13 protein-coding genes and 1 tRNA gene are annotated in these 17021 nt (G+C 65.0%); all 14 read left to right on the top strand.

Translation table 11 applies throughout. From position 1 onward, the window contains the following. On the top strand, positions 1–337 hold a 337-nt coding region (locus EVS83_RS14750; protein ID WP_484030514.1), incomplete at its 5' end, for an EF-Tu C-terminal domain-related protein. A 169-nt stretch (positions 338–506) separates the two neighbouring features. Beyond that, a tRNA-Trp gene (locus tag EVS83_RS14755) sits at positions 507–582 on the top strand. Between the two features lie 87 nt (positions 583–669). Next, complete coding sequence (gene secE, locus EVS83_RS14760; protein ID WP_133501837.1) at positions 670–1062, top strand: preprotein translocase subunit SecE; 393 nt, start codon at positions 670–672, stop codon at positions 1060–1062. Position 1063: 1 nt separating this feature from the next. Next, positions 1064–1636 carry a transcription termination/antitermination protein NusG gene (gene nusG / locus EVS83_RS14765; RefSeq protein WP_133501839.1) on the top strand — a complete coding sequence of 191 codons (573 nt, stop codon included), beginning with the start codon at positions 1064–1066 and terminating at the stop codon, positions 1634–1636. Between the two features lie 157 nt (positions 1637–1793). Continuing rightward, on the top strand, positions 1794–2222 hold the full coding sequence (gene rplK / locus EVS83_RS14770) for a 50S ribosomal protein L11 (protein ID WP_115647034.1): 429 nt from the start codon (positions 1794–1796) through the stop codon (positions 2220–2222). A 4-nt stretch (positions 2223–2226) separates the two neighbouring features. Next, positions 2227–2925 carry a 50S ribosomal protein L1 gene (gene rplA / locus EVS83_RS14775; protein WP_133501841.1) on the top strand — a complete coding sequence of 233 codons (699 nt, stop codon included), beginning with the start codon at positions 2227–2229 and terminating at the stop codon, positions 2923–2925. A gap of 317 nt (positions 2926–3242) precedes the next feature. After that, positions 3243–3776 (top strand): 50S ribosomal protein L10, encoded by a 534-nt coding sequence (gene rplJ, locus EVS83_RS14780; RefSeq protein WP_133501843.1) that lies wholly within the window; start codon positions 3243–3245, stop codon positions 3774–3776. 60 nt (positions 3777–3836) lie between these two features. Next, entirely contained in the window at positions 3837–4205 is a 369-nt protein-coding gene (rplL, locus tag EVS83_RS14785; protein WP_133501845.1) for a 50S ribosomal protein L7/L12, read from the top strand. A 382-nt stretch (positions 4206–4587) separates the two neighbouring features. Continuing rightward, positions 4588–8739 (top strand): DNA-directed RNA polymerase subunit beta, encoded by a 4152-nt coding sequence (gene rpoB / locus EVS83_RS14790; protein WP_133501847.1) that lies wholly within the window; start codon positions 4588–4590, stop codon positions 8737–8739. Positions 8740–8821: 82 nt separating this feature from the next. Beyond that, a complete protein-coding gene (rpoC, locus tag EVS83_RS14795) occupies positions 8822–13042 on the top strand; it encodes a DNA-directed RNA polymerase subunit beta' (protein WP_133501849.1) in 4221 nt (1406 codons plus the stop codon). Positions 13043–13343: 301 nt separating this feature from the next. Next, positions 13344–13718: a 30S ribosomal protein S12 gene (gene rpsL, locus EVS83_RS14800; protein WP_132328214.1), complete on the top strand. Its 375-nt coding sequence runs from the start codon at positions 13344–13346 to the stop codon at positions 13716–13718. 50 nt (positions 13719–13768) lie between these two features. Then, positions 13769–14236 carry a 30S ribosomal protein S7 gene (gene rpsG / locus EVS83_RS14805; RefSeq protein ID WP_133501851.1) on the top strand — a complete coding sequence of 156 codons (468 nt, stop codon included), beginning with the start codon at positions 13769–13771 and terminating at the stop codon, positions 14234–14236. 111 nt (positions 14237–14347) lie between these two features. Next, complete coding sequence (gene fusA, locus EVS83_RS14810) at positions 14348–16438, top strand: elongation factor G (RefSeq protein ID WP_133501853.1); 2091 nt, start codon at positions 14348–14350, stop codon at positions 16436–16438. 64 nt (positions 16439–16502) lie between these two features. Continuing rightward, on the top strand, positions 16503–17021 hold a 519-nt coding region (locus EVS83_RS14815), incomplete at its 3' end, for a GTP-binding protein (protein ID WP_133501197.1).

A 17021-nucleotide genomic window follows, 5' to 3' on the forward strand; every position in this document is an offset into this window, starting at 1 on the left:
GCGTGACGACGTCGAGCGCGGCCAGGTTCTCGCGAAGCCGGGTTCGATCACCCCGCATACCGAGTTCGAGGCCGAGGTGTACGTGCTGAGCAAGGACGAGGGCGGCCGCCACACGCCGTTCTTCAAGGGCTACCGCCCGCAGTTCTACTTCCGCACGACGGACATCACCGGTTCGATCACGCTGCCGGACGGCGTCGAGATGGTCATGCCGGGCGACAACATCAAGATGACGGTGTCGCTGATCAACCCGGTGGCGATGGACGAAGGCCTGCGCTTCGCGATCCGCGAAGGCGGCCGCACCGTCGGCGCCGGCGTCGTGGCGAAGATCATCAAGTAAGTAACGGTTACCCGGACTCGCGTCCGGGTAACTTCCGCTGTCATCCAGTCAGTCGGCTGGATGACGCCGGGAAGCGAAAGCGGTCAAGGCCGCCTTCGCACAAGCGGGCGGGAAGGGCGGGCGGCTAAGGCCGCCGTTGCCTTTTCGGGAAACGCCCGCACAAGTCGATACGCCAGTAGCTCAATTGGCAGAGCAGCGGTCTCCAAAACCGCAGGTTGGGGGTTCGAGTCCCTCCTGGCGTGCCACCTCGACGGCCATCCGGATGCCCGTCGATCCGAAATCATCGAAGTCCGCGCAGGGATGCAGGGGCTTTCGCGAGGGACTCGCGGGACGTGAATAGCAAGGTCGTACAAAACCGAGGTGCACAGGCCGGCGGGTCCTCCGCTGGCGATGTGGCCAAGTACGTGGTCGCCCTGCTGCTGGTGGCGGCGGGCGTGTTCGCCTTCTATTGGTTCGCCGATCTCGCGACGGGCGTGCGCGCACTGATGGTCGTGGCCGGCATCGTCGCCGGCGGCGCCATCTTCGCGACGTCGGCACAGGGCGCGCGTACGCGCGAATTCCTGTCGGAGTCGCGCTTCGAGCTGCGCAAGGTGGTCTGGCCGAACCGTCAGGAAGCCATGCGCACGACGTGGGTCGTGATGCTCGCGGTGCTGATCCTTAGCCTTCTGCTCGCCGGTTTCGACGTGGTGATCCAGTGGCTCGTCAAGCTTCTGATGGGACGTTGAGATGACCGAAATCAACAAGCGCTGGTTCGTCGTGCACGCGTACTCGGGCTTCGAGAAGTCCGTGGCGCAGGCGCTGCGTGACCGCATCGCGCGCGAAGAAATGCAGGACAAGTTCGGCGACGTGCTGGTGCCGACCGAAGAAGTCGTCGAGATGCGCTCCGGCCAGAAGCGCCGTTCCGAGCGCAAGTTCTTCCCGGGCTACGTGCTCGTGCAGATCGCGGTCAACGACGAGAACGGCATTCCGCGCATCGACAGCGAGTGCTGGCACCTCATCAAGGAAACGCCGAAGGTGATGGGCTTCATCGGCGGTACCGCCGATCGCCCGCTGCCGATCTCCGACCGCGAAGCCGACCAGATCCTGCAGCGCGTGCAGGAAGGCGTCGAGAAGCCGCGTCCGAAGGTGCTGTTCGAGCCGGGCGAGATGGTCCGCGTCACCGACGGCCCGTTCAACGACTTCAACGGCGTGGTCGAAGAGATCAATTACGAGAAGAGCCGCCTGCGCGTCGCGGTGCTGATTTTCGGTCGCTCGACGCCGGTCGAACTCGAGTTCGGTCAGGTCGAGAAGGCCAAGTAAGCGTTACCCGAACGTTCCGTTCGGATAACTCTCGCGTCCACCCGGCCTTGCGGCCGGGAAACGCCGAGGGGACGAAACAGGCTACAGGCCTGTTCGCATTTCAACGAAAGGAGGAGTCGGCGCGAACCGCTGACGTTCGAACTCCAGGAGAAAGATCGTGGCAAAGAAGGTTGTTGGTTACATCAAGCTGCAGGTGAAGGCCGGTCAGGCCAACCCCTCGCCGCCGGTCGGTCCGGCGCTCGGCCAGCGCGGCCTCAACATCATGGAGTTCTGCAAGGCGTTCAACGCTGCGACCTCCAAGCTCGAGCCGGGTCTGCCGACCCCGGTCATCATCACGGCCTACTCGGACCGCACCTTCACCTTCGTCACCAAGTCGACCCCGGCTTCGGTGCTGCTGAAGAAGGCTGCCGGCATCCAGTCGGGCTCGAAGCGTCCGAACACCGAGAAGGTGGGCAAGGTCACCCGCGCGCAGCTCGAGGCGATCGCCAAGCAGAAGGAAGCCGACCTGACGGCGGCGGATCTCGATGCGGCAGTGAAGACCATCGCGGGCTCGGCCCGTTCGATGGGCCTCGTGGTGGAGGGCTAAGAACATGGCAATGAACAAGCGTCAGAAGGCCATCCAGGCCGCCGTCGTCCCGGGTAAGGCGTACGCCTTCGAGGACGCCATCCAGATCGTCAAGACCGCCACCAAGGCGAAGTTCGTCGAGTCCGTGGACGTCGCCGTCCGCCTCGGCGTCGACGCCAAGAAGTCCGACCAGCAGGTGCGCGGTTCGACCGTGCTGCCGGCCGGTACCGGCAAGACGGTGCGCGTCGCCGTGTTCGCGCCGGCCGGTGCGAAGGCCGACGAGGCCCTCGCCGCGGGCGCGGATGCCGTCGGCATGGACGACCTCGCCGAGCGCATGCAGGGCGGCGAGCTGAACTACGACGTCGTGATCGCGACGCCGGATGCGATGCGCGTCGTCGGTAAGCTGGGTACGGTGCTCGGCCCGCGTGGCCTGATGCCGAACCCGAAGGTCGGCACCGTGTCGCCGAACCCGGCTGAAGCGGTCAAGAACGCCAAGGGCGGTCAGGTCCGTTACCGCACCGACAAGGCGGGTATCATTCACTGCACGATCGGCAAGGCCGATTTCGACGCCGACAAGCTGAAGGACAACCTCCAGGCCCTGCTGCTCGACCTGATCAAGGCGAAGCCGGCGACCTCGAAGGGCCAGTACCTGCAGAAGATCGCGATCAGCTCGACCATGGGTCCGGGCGTGATCGTCGACCAGTCGTCGCTCGCTCTCAAGTAAGTGGTTCAAGGCCGGTGGCTCACGCCGCCGGCCGACTCTTTTGAAGGCGCTGCCGCTTCGGCGGCAGCGACCGTCAAAGACCGCAGGTGCGGTCAGCGCCGACCGGCGACGGGCAATGGATGCTCAGCACGGCAAGGGAATCGCCGTCGGTCGAAGCGGGATCGCTTAATCCACCGCCTGCGTAGATGGTGCCCTTCTGGAAATTCGTTTCTGGACGGCCACCACCGGGATGCCTCGCGTATCCCCGGTGCCATGGACAGGCGCCGCCCCGTCCCGCAGTGGCGAAAGCCGATGCGGAGTTCAATTGGAGGAGTGCAATGGCTCTCAATCTGTCCCAGAAGCAGGAAGTCGTCGCGGAGCTGGCCGAAATCGCCGGCAAGGCGCACTCCCTGGTCGCGGCCGAGTACGCGGGCACCACGGTCAGTCAGATGACCGAGATGCGCAAGAAGGCTCGCGAAACGGGTGTGTACCTCCGGGTCGTCAAGAACACGCTGGCGTCGCGTGCCGTCGAAGGCACCGATTTCGCGTGCGTCCAGGACGCCCTGGTCGGTCCGCTGCTGTATGCGTTCTCGCTCGAGGAGCCCGGCGCCGCCGGTCGCCTGATCAAGGATGCGTCCAAGGGTAACGACAAGCTCAAGGCGAAGGTCGTGTCGGTGGAAGGCAAGCTGCTGCCGGCCGCCCACGTCGACGTGCTCGCCGCGCTTCCGACTCGCGAACAGGCGCTGGCGATGCTCGCCCGCGTGCTCGCCGAGCCGGCCGCGATGTTCGCGCGCGCCGTCAAGGCCGTGGCCGATCAGCAGGGTGGCGGCGACGCCGCGCCGGCTGAGGAAGCCGCCGCCGAGACCGCCTGATCGTCGTCGACGTTCTTTCCTGAATCCGCTTTAGAAATCAATTTCCAGAGGTAATTCCAAATGTCCGTTACCAACGAGCAGATCGTCGACGCCATCGCCGCCAAGTCGCTGATGGAAGTGATGGAGCTGGTCAAGGCCATCGAAGAGAAGTTCGGCGTCTCCGCCGCCGCCCCGGTCATGGCCGCTGGCCCGGCCGCTGCCGCGGCTCCGGTCGAGGAGCAGACCGAGTTCACCGTCGTCCTGAAGACGGCCGGCGACAAGAAGGTCGAAGTGATTAAGGCGGTCCGCGCCATCACCGGCCTGGGCCTGAAGGAAGCCAAGGACCTCACCGAGGCCGGCGGCACCGTGAAGGAAGGCGTGTCGAAGGACGACGCCGCGAAGATGAAGAAGGACCTGGAAGCTGCCGGCGCGACCGTCGAGGTCAAGTAAGCAGCTTTGCGTCGCCGGATTTCCTCGGCGACCCACTGAAGGCTGGGGGCGAAAAGCCCCCGGCCTTTGGTCGTTGTAGATGGACCCGGTTTTTCGGAACGTTCCGACCGGTTCGCTGTCCAACGTCGCCCCGGGTGACGTGGCATCGAACCCTTCCGTTCCCCGGGACCAGCAGTAGAGAAACCCAACCGAGTTGGTAGTTGGAAGCAGCTTCAGAAGGCGTGCGGGTGCCGGCAATACCCGCGGCTTCCAACTGACAGTTCATTCAAATCGGGAGTCCGGGATTCGGGATTGATTGTTCGCGTAGACGACGTCCGGCCGCTTGCGGCTGTAGCGAATGACCAATCCCGAATCCCGGACTCCAGCTTCTCAGAGGCAGCCCATGACGACGTACTCGTTCACCGAGAAAAAGCGCATCCGCAAGGATTTCGGCAAGCGCCGCGCGATCCTCGAAGTGCCCTTCCTGCTCGCCATCCAGGTCGACTCGTACCGCGAGTTCCTGCAGGAACACACCGACCCCGCCAAGCGCGATGACAAGGGCCTGCACGCCGCCCTGAAGTCGGTGTTCCCGATCGTGAGCTACAGCGGCAACGCCGCGCTGGAATACGTCGGCTACAAGCTCGGCGAGCCCGCGTTCGACGAGCGCGAGTGCCGCACGCGTGGCATGAGCTACGGCGCGCCGCTCCGCGTCACCGTTCGCCTGGTGATCTACGACCGCGAGTCGTCGACCAAGGCGATCAAGTACGTGAAGGAGCAGGAGGTCTACATGGGCGAGATCCCGCTCATGACCGAGAACGGCACCTTCATCGTCAACGGCACCGAGCGCGTCATCGTCTCGCAGCTGCACCGTTCGCCGGGCGTGTTCTTCGACCACGACCGTGGCAAGACGCACAGCTCGGGCAAGCTGCTGTACAGCGCGCGAATCATTCCTTACCGCGGTTCGTGGCTGGACTTCGAGTTCGACCCGAAGGACGCGGTGTTCTGCCGTATCGACCGTCGCCGCAAGCTGCCGGTGACGATCCTGCTGCGCGCGCTCGGCTACAACAACGAAGAGATGTTGAAGTCGTTCTTCGACATCAACACGTTCCACATCCAGCCGGAAGGCGTGCAGCTCGAGCTCGGACCGGAGCGTCTGCGCGGTGAAACGCTGGACTTCGACCTGGCCGATGGCGACAAGGTCATCGTCGAGGCCGGCCGTCGCGTGACCGCGCGTCACGTGCGCCAGCTCGAGCAGGCCGGGATCTCCGCGCTTGCCGTGCCGGATACGTACATCGTCGGCCGCATCCTGTCGCACGACGTCGTCGATCCGAAGACGGGCGAGCTGCTCGCGAACGCGAACGAAGAGCTCAACGACACGCACCTCGAGGCCTTCCGCAAGGCGGGCATCGCGCAGGTCGGCACGCTGTGGGTCAACGACCTCGATCGCGGTCCGTACATCTCGAACACGCTGCGCATCGATCCGACCAAGACGCAGCTCGAAGCGCTGGTCGAGATCTACCGCATGATGCGTCCGGGCGAGCCGCCGACCAAGGACGCCGCGCAGAACCTGTTCCACAACCTGTTCTTCACCTTCGAGCGCTACGACCTCTCGGCCGTGGGTCGCATGAAGTTCAACCGTCGCCTCGGCCGCAAGGAAACCGAAGGCGCGGCGGTGCTGTACGACGCCAAGTACTTCCAGGACCGCAAGGACGAAGAGTCCGCGCGCCTGCGTGGCATCTACGCCCAGTCGTCGGACATCCTCGACGTCATCCGCGTGCTGACGGAAATCCGCAACGGTCGCGGCGTGGTCGACGACATCGACCACCTCGGCAACCGTCGCGTGCGTTCGGTCGGCGAAATGGCGGAGAACACCTTCCGCGTCGGCCTCGTGCGCGTCGAGCGTGCGGTCAAGGAGCGCCTGTCGATGGCGGAGTCCGAAGGCCTCACGCCGCAGGAACTCATCAACGCCAAGCCCGTCGCCGCTGCGATCAAGGAGTTCTTCGGCTCCTCGCAGCTGTCGCAGTTCATGGACCAGAACAACCCGCTGTCGGAAGTCACGCACAAGCGTCGCGTGTCGGCCCTCGGCCCGGGTGGTTTGACGCGTGAGCGCGCCGGCTTCGAAGTGCGCGACGTGCACCCGACGCACTACGGCCGCGTCTGCACCATCGAAACGCCGGAAGGCCCGAACATCGGCCTGATCAACTCGCTCGCCGTGTTCGCGCGCACGAACCGTTATGGCGTCCTCGAGACGCCGTACCGCCGTGTCGTCGACGGCAAGGTCACCGAAGAGATCGAGTTCCTCTCGGCGATCGAAGAGAACGAGTACGTCATCGCCCAGGCCAACGCGCCGCAGGACGAGAAGGGCACGATGACGGCGCAGTTCGTCGCCTGCCGTTACCAGGGCGAATCGCTGCTCAAGCCGCCGAGCGAAGTCCACTTCATGGACGTCTCGCCGATGCAGACCGTGTCGGTCGCGGCCGCGCTCGTTCCGTTCCTCGAGCACGACGACGCGAACCGCGCACTCATGGGCGCGAACATGCAGCGCCAGGCGGTGCCGACGCTGCGCGCGCAGAAGCCGCTCGTGGGCACGGGCATCGAGCGCGCCGTGGCGCGCGACTCGGGCGTGACCGTGAACGCGCGCCGCGGTGGCGTGATCGAAGCGATCGACGCCGCGCGCATCGTGGTCAAGGTCAACGAGGGTGAAGTCAACGAAGGCCTCGACGCCGGCGTCGACATCTACAACCTCATCAAGTACACCCGTTCGAACCAGAACACCTGCATCAACCAGCGTCCGCTGGTGAAGGTCGGTGATCGCGTCGAGCGCGGCGACGTGCTGGCCGACGGTCCGTCGACGGACATCGGCGAGCTCGCGCTGGGCCAGAACATGCTGGTCGCGTTCATGCCGTGGAACGGCTACAACTTCGAAGACTCGATCCTGCTCAGCGAGCGCGTGGTCGAGGAGGATCGCTATACGACGATCCACATCGAGGAACTGACCGTCCAGGCGCGCGACACCAAGCTCGGGCCGGAGGAAATCACCGCCGATATCCCGAACGTCTCCGAGCAGGCGCTGTCGCGTCTCGACGAGTCGGGCGTGGTCTACATCGGTGCGGAAGTGCGCGCGGGCGACATCCTCGTCGGCAAGGTCACGCCGAAGGGCGAGAGCCAGCTGACGCCGGAAGAGAAGCTGCTCCGCGCGATCTTCGGCGAGAAGGCGTCCGACGTTAAGGACAGCTCGCTGCGCGTGCCGCCGGGCATGGACGGCGTCGTCATCGACGTGCAGGTCTTCACCCGCGACGGCATCGAGAAGGACAAGCGCGCGCGTCAGATCGAGGAAAACGAGATCCGTCGCGTCAAGAAGGACTTCGACGATCAGTTCCGCATCCTCGAGGCGGCGATCTACGACCGCCTGCGCGGCCAGCTGCTCGGCAAGGTGGCGAACGGCGGTGGCGGCCTGAAGAAGGGCGACACGGTCACGTCGCTGGTGCTCGACAGCCTGTCCAAGAAGGACTGGTTCACGCTGCGCATGAAGGACGAGGACGCCGTCGAGGCGATCGAGCGCGCGCAGAAGCAGATCGAGGAGTACCAGAAGGAGTTCGAGCGTCGCTTCGCCGACAAGCGCGGCAAGATCACGCAGGGCGACGACCTCGCTCCGGGCGTGCTCAAGATGGTCAAGGTCTTCCTCGCCGTTAAGCGCCGCATCCAGCCGGGCGACAAGATGGCCGGCCGCCACGGCAACAAGGGTGTCGTGTCGACGATCGTTCCGGTCGAGGACATGCCCTACAACGCCAACGGCGAAACCGTCGACATCGTGCTGAACCCGCTGGGCGTTCCGTCGCGAATGAACATCGGCCAGATCCTCGAAGTCCACCTTGGTTGGGCGGCGAAGGGCCTGGGCAAGAAGATCGATCGCATGCTGCAGGCGCAGGCCGCGGTGAATGATCTGCGCAAGTTCCTCAGCGAGATCTACAACCACGACACCGCGGTGGTCGGCGAGCGCGTCGACCTGTCGCAGTTCTCCGACGAGGAGCTGATCCGCCTCGCGAAGAACCTGACCGACGGCGTGCCGATGGCGACCCCGGTGTTCGACGGTGCGGCGGAAACCGAGATCAAGCGCATGCTCGAACTCGCCGACCTGCCGACCTCGGGCCAGACGATCCTGCACGACGGTCGTACGGGCGAGGCGTTCGAGCGCCCGGTCACGATCGGCTACATGCACATGCTGAAGCTGAACCACCTGGTCGACGACAAGATGCACGCGCGTTCGACCGGTCCGTACTCGCTCGTCACCCAGCAGCCGCTGGGCGGCAAGGCGCAGTTCGGCGGTCAGCGTTTCGGCGAGATGGAAGTCTGGGCGCTGGAAGCCTACGGCGCGGCCTACACCCTGCAGGAAATGCTGACGGTGAAGTCCGACGACGTGCAGGGCCGCAACCAGATGTACAAGAACATCGTCGACGGCGACTACGAGATGGTCGCGGGCATGCCGGAGTCCTTCAACGTTCTCGTGAGGGAAATCCGCTCGCTGGCGATCAACATGGAGCTCGAAGAGCACTGAGAACCGCGCGGCCGGCGCGCACAACGCGCCGGCCAGCTGCACGGACACGTTCTCACTGCGAATCGCTCCCTAGGAGACTGAAATGAAAGACCTGCTCAATCTGTTCAACCAGCAGCGCACGACGATCGACTTCGACGCGATCAAGATCGGTCTGGCTTCGCCGGACCTGATCCGCTCCTGGTCGTACGGCGAAGTGAAGAAGCCCGAGACGATCAACTACCGCACGTTCAAGCCCGAGCGTGACGGCCTGTTCTGCTCGGCGATCTTCGGCCCGATCAAGGACTACGAGTGCCTGTGCGGCAAGTACAAGCGCATGAAGCACCGCGGCGTGGTCTGCGAGAAGTGCGGCACCGAAGTCACGCTGGCCAAGGTGCGCCGCGAGCGCATGGGCCACATCGACCTCGCGTCGCCGGTCGCGCACATCTGGTTCCTGAAGTCGCTTCCGTCGCGCATCGGCCTGATGCTCGACATGACCCTGCGTGACATCGAGCGCATCCTGTACTTCGAAGCCTTCGTGGTGACGGAGCCGGGCCTGACGCCGATGGAGCGCGGCCAGCTGCTCACCGAAGAGCAGTTCCTGCAGGCGCGCCAGGAGCACGGCGACGACTTCGAAGCTGCGATGGGCGCCGAGGCGATCTACGAGCTGCTGCGCACGATCGACCTGCAGTCGGAGATGGTCACGCTGCGCGAGGAAATCGCGTCGACGGGTTCGGAGACCAAGCTCAAGCGCCTCACCAAGCGCATCAAGCTGATCGAAGCCTTCATCGAGTCCGGCAATCGCCCGGAGTGGATGGTCATGACCGTCCTCCCGGTGCTGCCGCCGGATCTGCGTCCGCTCGTCCCGCTGGACGGTGGCCGCTTCGCGACGTCGGACCTCAACGATCTGTACCGCCGCGTCATCAACCGCAACAACCGCCTGCGTCGCCTGCTCGAACTCAATGCGCCCGACATCATCGTGCGCAACGAGAAGCGCATGCTACAGGAGTCGGTCGATGCGCTGATGGACAACGGCCGTCGTGGCCGCGCCATCACCGGCACGAACAAGCGCCCGCTCAAGTCGCTCGCCGACATGATCAAGGGCAAGCAGGGTCGCTTCCGCCAGAACCTGCTCGGCAAGCGCGTCGACTACTCCGGCCGTTCGGTCATCGTGGTCGGCCCGACGCTGCGTCTGCACGAGTGCGGCCTGCCGAAGAAGATGGCGCTCGAGCTGTTCAAGCCCTTCATCTTCTCCAAGCTGCAGCGCCGTGGCCTCGCCACGACGATCAAGGCGGCGAAGAAGCTCGTCGAGCGCGAAGAAGCGCAGGTGTGGGACATCCTCGAAGAGGTGATCCGCGAACACCCGGTCATGCTCAACCGCGCGCCGACGCTGCACCGCCTCGGCATCCAGGCGTTCGAGCCTGTCCTCATCGAAGGCAAGGCGATCCAGCTGCATCCGCTCGTGTGTACGGCGTTCAACGCCGACTTCGACGGTGACCAGATGGCCGTGCACGTGCCGCTCTCGCTGGAAGCCCAGCTAGAAGCGCGCGCGTTGATGATGTCGTCGAACAACATCCTGTCGCCGGCGAACGGCGAGCCGATCATCGTGCCGTCGCAGGACGTCGTGCTCGGCCTGTACTACATGTCGCGCGCCTTGGTGAACAAGAAGGGCGAGGGCATGGCGTTCGCGAACGTCGCCGAGGTCAAGCGCGCGTACGACAACCGCGTCGTCGAGCTGCACGCCAAGGTCAAGGTCCGCATCACCCAGACGGTGATCGCGGAGGACGGCACGCGTTCGAAGCAGACGTCGATCGTCGACACCACCGTCGGCCGCGCACTCCTGCAGGAAATCCTGCCGGAAGGCCTGCCGTTCGAACTCGCCAACACCGAGCTGACCAAGAAGAACATCTCGCGCCTGATCAACAGCTGCTACCGCCAGCTGGGCCTCAAGGACACGGTGATCTTCGCCGACCAGCTGATGTACACCGGCTTCGCGTACGCCACGCGCGCCGGCGTGTCGATCGGCATCGACGACATGACCATCCCCGACGAGAAGAAGGGCATCCTCGCCGAGGCGGAAGCCGAAGTGCTGGAGATCCAGGAGCAGTACCAGTCGGGCCTGGTCACCGCCGGCGAGCGCTACAACAAGGTCGTCGACATCTGGTCGCGCACGAACGAGCGCGTCGCGAAGGCGATGATGGACGCGATCGGCACCGAGACCGTCGAGGGTGCGGACGGCAAGCCGGTCGCGCAGAAGTCGATGAACTCGATCTACATCATGGCCGACTCGGGCGCGCGTGGTTCGCAGGCGCAGATCCGTCAGCTCGCCGGTATGCGCGGCCTGATGGCCAAGCCGGACGGCTCGATCATCGAGACGCCGATCACCGCGAACTTCCGCGAAGGCCTGAACGTTCTCCAGTACTTCATCTCGACCCACGGCGCCCGTAAGGGCCTCGCGGATACCGCGTTGAAGACGGCGAACTCGGGTTACCTCACGCGTCGTCTCGTCGACGTCGCGCAGGACGTGGTCATCACCGAAACCGACTGCGGCACGCTCGAGGGTCTGACCATGACCCCGATCGTCGAAGGCGGCGACGTGGTCGAGCCGCTGCGCGAGCGCGTGCTGGGCCGCATGGTGGTCGAGGACGTGTTCCTGCCGGGCAACGACGAGGATCCGATCGTCACCCGCAATACGCTGCTCGACGAAGCCTGGGTCGCCAAGCTCGAAGAAGCCGGCGTGCAGACGATCAAGGTGCGTTCGACGATCACCTGCGAAACGCCGTTCGGCGTGTGCGCGTACTGCTACGGCCGTGACCTCGGCCGCGGTCACCTCGTCAACCACGGCGAGGCGGTGGGTGTCGTCGCGGCGCAGTCGATCGGTGAGCCGGGCACGCAGCTGACGATGCGTACGTTCCACATCGGTGGTGCGGCGTCGCGTGCGGCGGCGATCGACAACATCACGGTCAAGACGACGGGTTCGATCAAGTTCAACAACCTCAAGCACGTCGAACACGCGAACGGCCATCTCGTCGCGGTGTCGCGTTCGGGCGAACTGTCGGTGCTCGACGCGCACGGTCGCGAGCGCGAGCGCTACAAGCTGCCGTACGGCGCGACGATCACGGTGCGTGACGGTGCGGAAATCAAGGCGGGCCAGCAGGTCGCCAACTGGGATCCGCATAACCACCCGATCGTGTCGGAAGTGAAGGGCTTCATGCGCTTCATCGACTTCGTGGACGGCGTCACCGTCATCCAGAAGACCGACGAGCTGACCGGCCTCGCGTCGAGCGAGATCACCGATCCGAAGCGTCGTGGTTCGCAGGCCAAGGATCTGCGTCCGCTCGTCCGCATCGTCGATGCGAACGGCAAGGACCTGCAGATCCCGGGCACCGACCTGCCGGCGCAGTACATGCTGCCGCCGCGCTCGATCGTGAACCTGCAGGACGGCGCGCCGGTGGGCGTGGGCGACGTGGTCGCGAAGATCCCGCAGGAAGCGTCGAAGACCCGCGACATCACCGGTGGTCTGCCGCGCGTCGCCGACCTGTTCGAAGCACGCAAGCCGAAGGATCCGGCGATCCTCGCCGAGCGTTCGGGCATCGTGTCGTTCGGCAAGGAAACCAAGGGCAAGCAGCGTCTGATCATCAAGGACGCGGACGGCAGCGAGCACGAGGAGCTGATCCCGAAGTACCGCCAGATCATCGTGTTCGAAGGCGAGCACGTGGAGAAGGGCGAGACGATCGTGGACGGCGAGCCCAACCCGCAGGACATCCTGCGTCTGCTCGGCGTCGAGCCGCTGGCCGTGTACCTCACCAAGGAAATCCAGGACGTCTACCGCCTGCAGGGCGTCAAGATCAACGACAAGCACATCGAGGTGATCGTTCGCCAGATGCTGCGCAAGGTCGAGATCGCCGACGCGGGTGACAGCAAGTTCCTGGCGGGTGAGCAGGTCGAGCGTCAGCGCCTGATCGAAGAGAACCAGCGCCTCGCGACGCGCAACGAGATCCTGGCGAAGTACGAGCCCGTGCTGCTCGGCATCACCAAGGCCTCGCTGGCGACCGAGTCGTTCATCTCGGCGGCGTCGTTCCAGGAGACCACGCGCGTGCTCACCGAGGCGGCCGTCCGCGGCACCCGCGACACGCTGCGCGGCCTCAAGGAGAACGTGATCGTCGGTCGCCTGATCCCGGCCGGTACGGGTCTCGCGTACCACAGCGCCCGCCGCCGCAATGCGTCCGGTCTGACCGAGCAGGAGCTCGAGCAGCTGGCCGCACCGGTGGGTGTCGAGGAAGCGCCGGCGGCGACCGAAGCGGTCGAGGGCGGCGAGGAGGAGTGATCCTCCGGGCCGGCTTGCCTACAGGCAGGCCGGCTCTGCTATACTTCGCAGGCTAAGCGTTACCGGGGTGGCCTTCCGGGCGAGCCCCCAGATCACCAAATGAGGCCACAGGACGTGCCTCGTATTGGACCCAAGGCAGGGTGGGATCTCGCGATGCGCGCGTCTTCGGGCGCCTGCGCGTCGCACAAGTCGAGCCCGCGACCGGTCGATCCGGACGCGGGCTAGGCTTTTTCGTCTTGGCTGGTCCCTCGGGGCTGGCCTTCCGTTTTCCACGGGCCTCGGCCCACACGAAGAGCTCCAGATGGCGACCATCAATCAGCTGGTGCGCAAGCCGCGCAGCCCTGAAACCTACAAGAGCACGTCTCCTGCGCTGCAGAACTGCCCGCAGCGTCGTGGCGTCTGCACCCGCGTGTACACCACGACCCCGAAGAAGCCGAACTCGGCGCTTCGCAAGGTCGCCAAGGTGCGCCTGACCAACGGTTACGAGGTCATCTCGTACATCGGCGGCGAAGGCCACAACCTGCAGGAGCACTCGGTCGTCCTGATCCGCGGTGGTCGTGTGAAGGACCTTCCGGGCGTCCGTTACCACACCGTCCGTGGCTCGCTCGACGCCGCCGGCGTCGCCAAGCGTCGCCAGGGTCGCTCCAAGTACGGCGCGAAGCGTCCGAAGTCCTGATTCCGGCGGGCGCTACCCGCGCCGTCGACTGATACGAGAGGTACACGCCAATGTCGCGTAAAGGTTCCACCCCGCAGCGCTCGGTGCTGCCCGATCCGAAGCACGGAAGCGAGACGATCGCCCGCTTCATCAACATGGTCATGCAGAGCGGCAAGAAGTCGGTCGCCGAGAAGATCGTGTACGGCGCGATGGACGTCATCGGCCAGAAGAATCCGAACGCCCTCGAGCTCGTCGAGAAGGCTCTGACCAACGTCGCTCCGGCGGTCGAGGTCAAGTCCCGCCGCGTCGGCGGCGCGACGTACCAGGTGCCGGTCGAAGTCCGCGCCTCGCGTCGCTCGGCGCTCGCGATGCGCTGGCTGATCGACTCCGCCCGCAAGCGCGGCGAGAACTCGATGCCGCGCAAGCTGGCCGCCGAGCTGCTCGACGCCAGCGAGAATCGTGGCGGCGCGATCAAGAAGCGCGAAGAGACGCACCGCATGGCCGACGCCAACAAGGCGTTCGCGCACTACCGCTGGTGATCCAGCGCTTCGAGCGCTGACGGGGCGACCTCAGGTCGCCCTTCCACCGGAGGCCGCCTTCAAGGGCGGCGTCCGGCCATTTGAGAATCCGAAAACATACGAGAGGGTCCCGTGGCTCGCACCACTCCCATCGAGCGTTACCGCAACTTCGGCATCATGGCCCACATCGATGCCGGCAAGACCACCACGTCCGAACGCATCCTGTTCTACACCGGTGTCAGCCACAAGATCGGCGAAGTGCACGAAGGTGCCGCGACGATGGACTGGATGGAGCAGGAGCAGGAGCGCGGCATCACCATTACGTCGGCCGCGACGACCGCGTTCTGGAAGGGCATGGACAAGTCCCTGCCGGAGCACCGCTTCAACATCATCGACACCCCCGGCCACGTCGACTTCACCATCGAAGTCGAGCGTTCGCTGCGCGTGCTCGACGGTGCGGTGTTCGTGCTCTGTGCCGTCGGCGGCGTGCAGCCGCAGTCGGAGACCGTGTGGCGCCAGGCCAACAAGTATTCCGTGCCGCGCATGGCGTTCGTCAACAAGATGGACCGCACCGGCGCGAACTTCGACAAGGTCGTCGAGCAGCTGAAGTCGCGTCTCGGCGCGTACGCCGTGCCGATGCAGGTGCCGGTCGGCGCTGAAGACGGCTTCGAAGGCGTCGTCGACCTGCTCAAGATGAAGGCGATCCAGTGGGACGTCGCGTCGCAGGGCACGAAGTTCGAATACAAGGACATCCCGGCCGAGCTGCAGAGCAAGGCCGAGGAAGCGCGCAGCTTCATGATCGAAGCCGCGGCCGAAGCGTCCGAAGAACTGATGGACAAGTACCTCACCGAGGGTGAGCTGTCCGAGGCCGAGATCATCCAGGGTCTGCGCGAGCGCACCCTGCGCGTCGAGATCGTGCCGGTGTTCTGTGGCTCGGCGTTTAAGAACAAGGGCGTCCAGGCGATGCTCGACGGCGTCATCAACCTGCTGCCGTCGCCAGCCGATCGTCCGCCGGTGCAGGGCATCGACGACGACGAGAAGGAAGACAGCCGCAAGGCGTCGGACACCGAGCCGTTCTCGGCGCTCGCGTTCAAGATCATGACGGACCCGTTCGTGGGTTCGCTCACGTTCTTCCGCGTGTATTCGGGCGTCCTGAATTCGGGTGACCAGGTCTACAACCCGGTCAAGTCGAAGAAGGAACGCGTCGGCCGCATCCTGCAGATGCACGCCAACAACCGCGACGAAATCAAGGAAGTCCGCGCCGGCGACATCGCCGCGGCGGTCGGTCTGAAGGACGTCACGACCGGCGACACGCTGTGCGCGCAGGACGCGATCATCACGCTCGAGCGCATGGTGGTCCCGGAGCCGGTCATCTCGATGGCCGTCGAACCGAAGACCAAGTCGGACCAGGAAAAGATGGGTATCGCCCTGGGCCGCCTGGCGCAGGAAGATCCTTCGTTCCGCGTGCGTACCGACGAAGAGTCGGGCCAGACGATCATCGCCGGCATGGGCGAGCTGCACCTCGACATCATCGTTGATCGCATGAAGCGCGAGTTCAACGTCGAAGCGAACGTCGGCAAGCCGCAGGTTGCGTACCGCGAGACGATCCGCAAGAACGTCAAGGTCGAAGGCAAGTACGCGCGCCAGACCGGTGGTAAGGGTCAGTTCGGCCACGTGTGGATCGAGCTGCAGCCGAACGAGCAGGGCAAGGGCTACGAGTTCGAGAACGCGATCGTCGGTGGTGTGATTCCGAAGGAATACATCCCGGCCGTCGACAAGGGCATCAAGGAAGCCGTCGCCAATGGCGTGCTTGCCGGTTACCCGGTCGTCGACGTCAAGATCCGCCTCGTCGACGGCTCGTACCACGAAGTCGACTCGTCGGAAATGGCGTTCAAGATCGCCGGCTCGATGGCCTTCAAGGAAGGCTTCATGAAGGCGTCGCCGGTTCTGCTCGAGCCGATGATGAAGGTCGAGATCGTGTCGCCGGAGGATTACCTCGGTGACGTGATGGGCGACGTCAGCCGTCGTCGCGGCATCCTGCAGGGTCAGGACGACAGCCCGTCGGGCAAGATCATCAACGCGATGATCCCGCTCGGTGAGATGTTCGGCTATGCGACGTCGCTGCGTTCGATGTCGCAGGGTCGTGCGACCTTCACCATGGAATTCGATCACTACGCCGAAGCGCCGACGAACATCGCCGAATCGGTGATCAAGAAGAACTGACGAAAACGAATCGCCCCGGGCGCGAGCCCGGGGCACGGATCAACTGAAGACTGAGGTATTTGCACTGGCCAAGGGTAAGTTCGAGCGCACCAAGCCCCACGTGAACGTGGGCACGATCGGTCACGTGGACCACGGCAAGACGACGCTGACGGCGGCGCTGACGAAGATCGGCGCGGAGCGTTTTGGTGGTGAGTTCAAGGGTTACGACCAGATCGACGCGGCGCCGGAAGAGAAGGCGCGCGGCATCACGATCTCGACGGCGCACGTGGAATACGAAAGCGCGAATCGTCACTACGCGCACGTCGATTGCCCGGGCCACGCCGACTACGTGAAGAACATGATCACGGGTGCGGCGCAGATGGACGGCGCGATTCTGGTGTGCTCGGCCGCGGACGGCCCGATGCCGCAGACGCGCGAGCACATCCTGCTCTCGCGCCAGGTCGGCGTGCCGTACATCGTCGTGTTCCTGAACAAGGCCGACATGGTCGACGACGCCGAGCTGCTCGAGCTGGTCGAGATGGAAGTGCGCGAGCTGCTGTCGAAGTACGACTTCCCGGGCGACGACACCCCGATCATCGCGGGC

It is taken from the genome of Cognatilysobacter terrigena, assembly GCF_004361065.1.
In the GTDB taxonomy this organism is placed as follows: domain Bacteria; phylum Pseudomonadota; class Gammaproteobacteria; order Xanthomonadales; family Xanthomonadaceae; genus Cognatilysobacter; species Cognatilysobacter terrigena.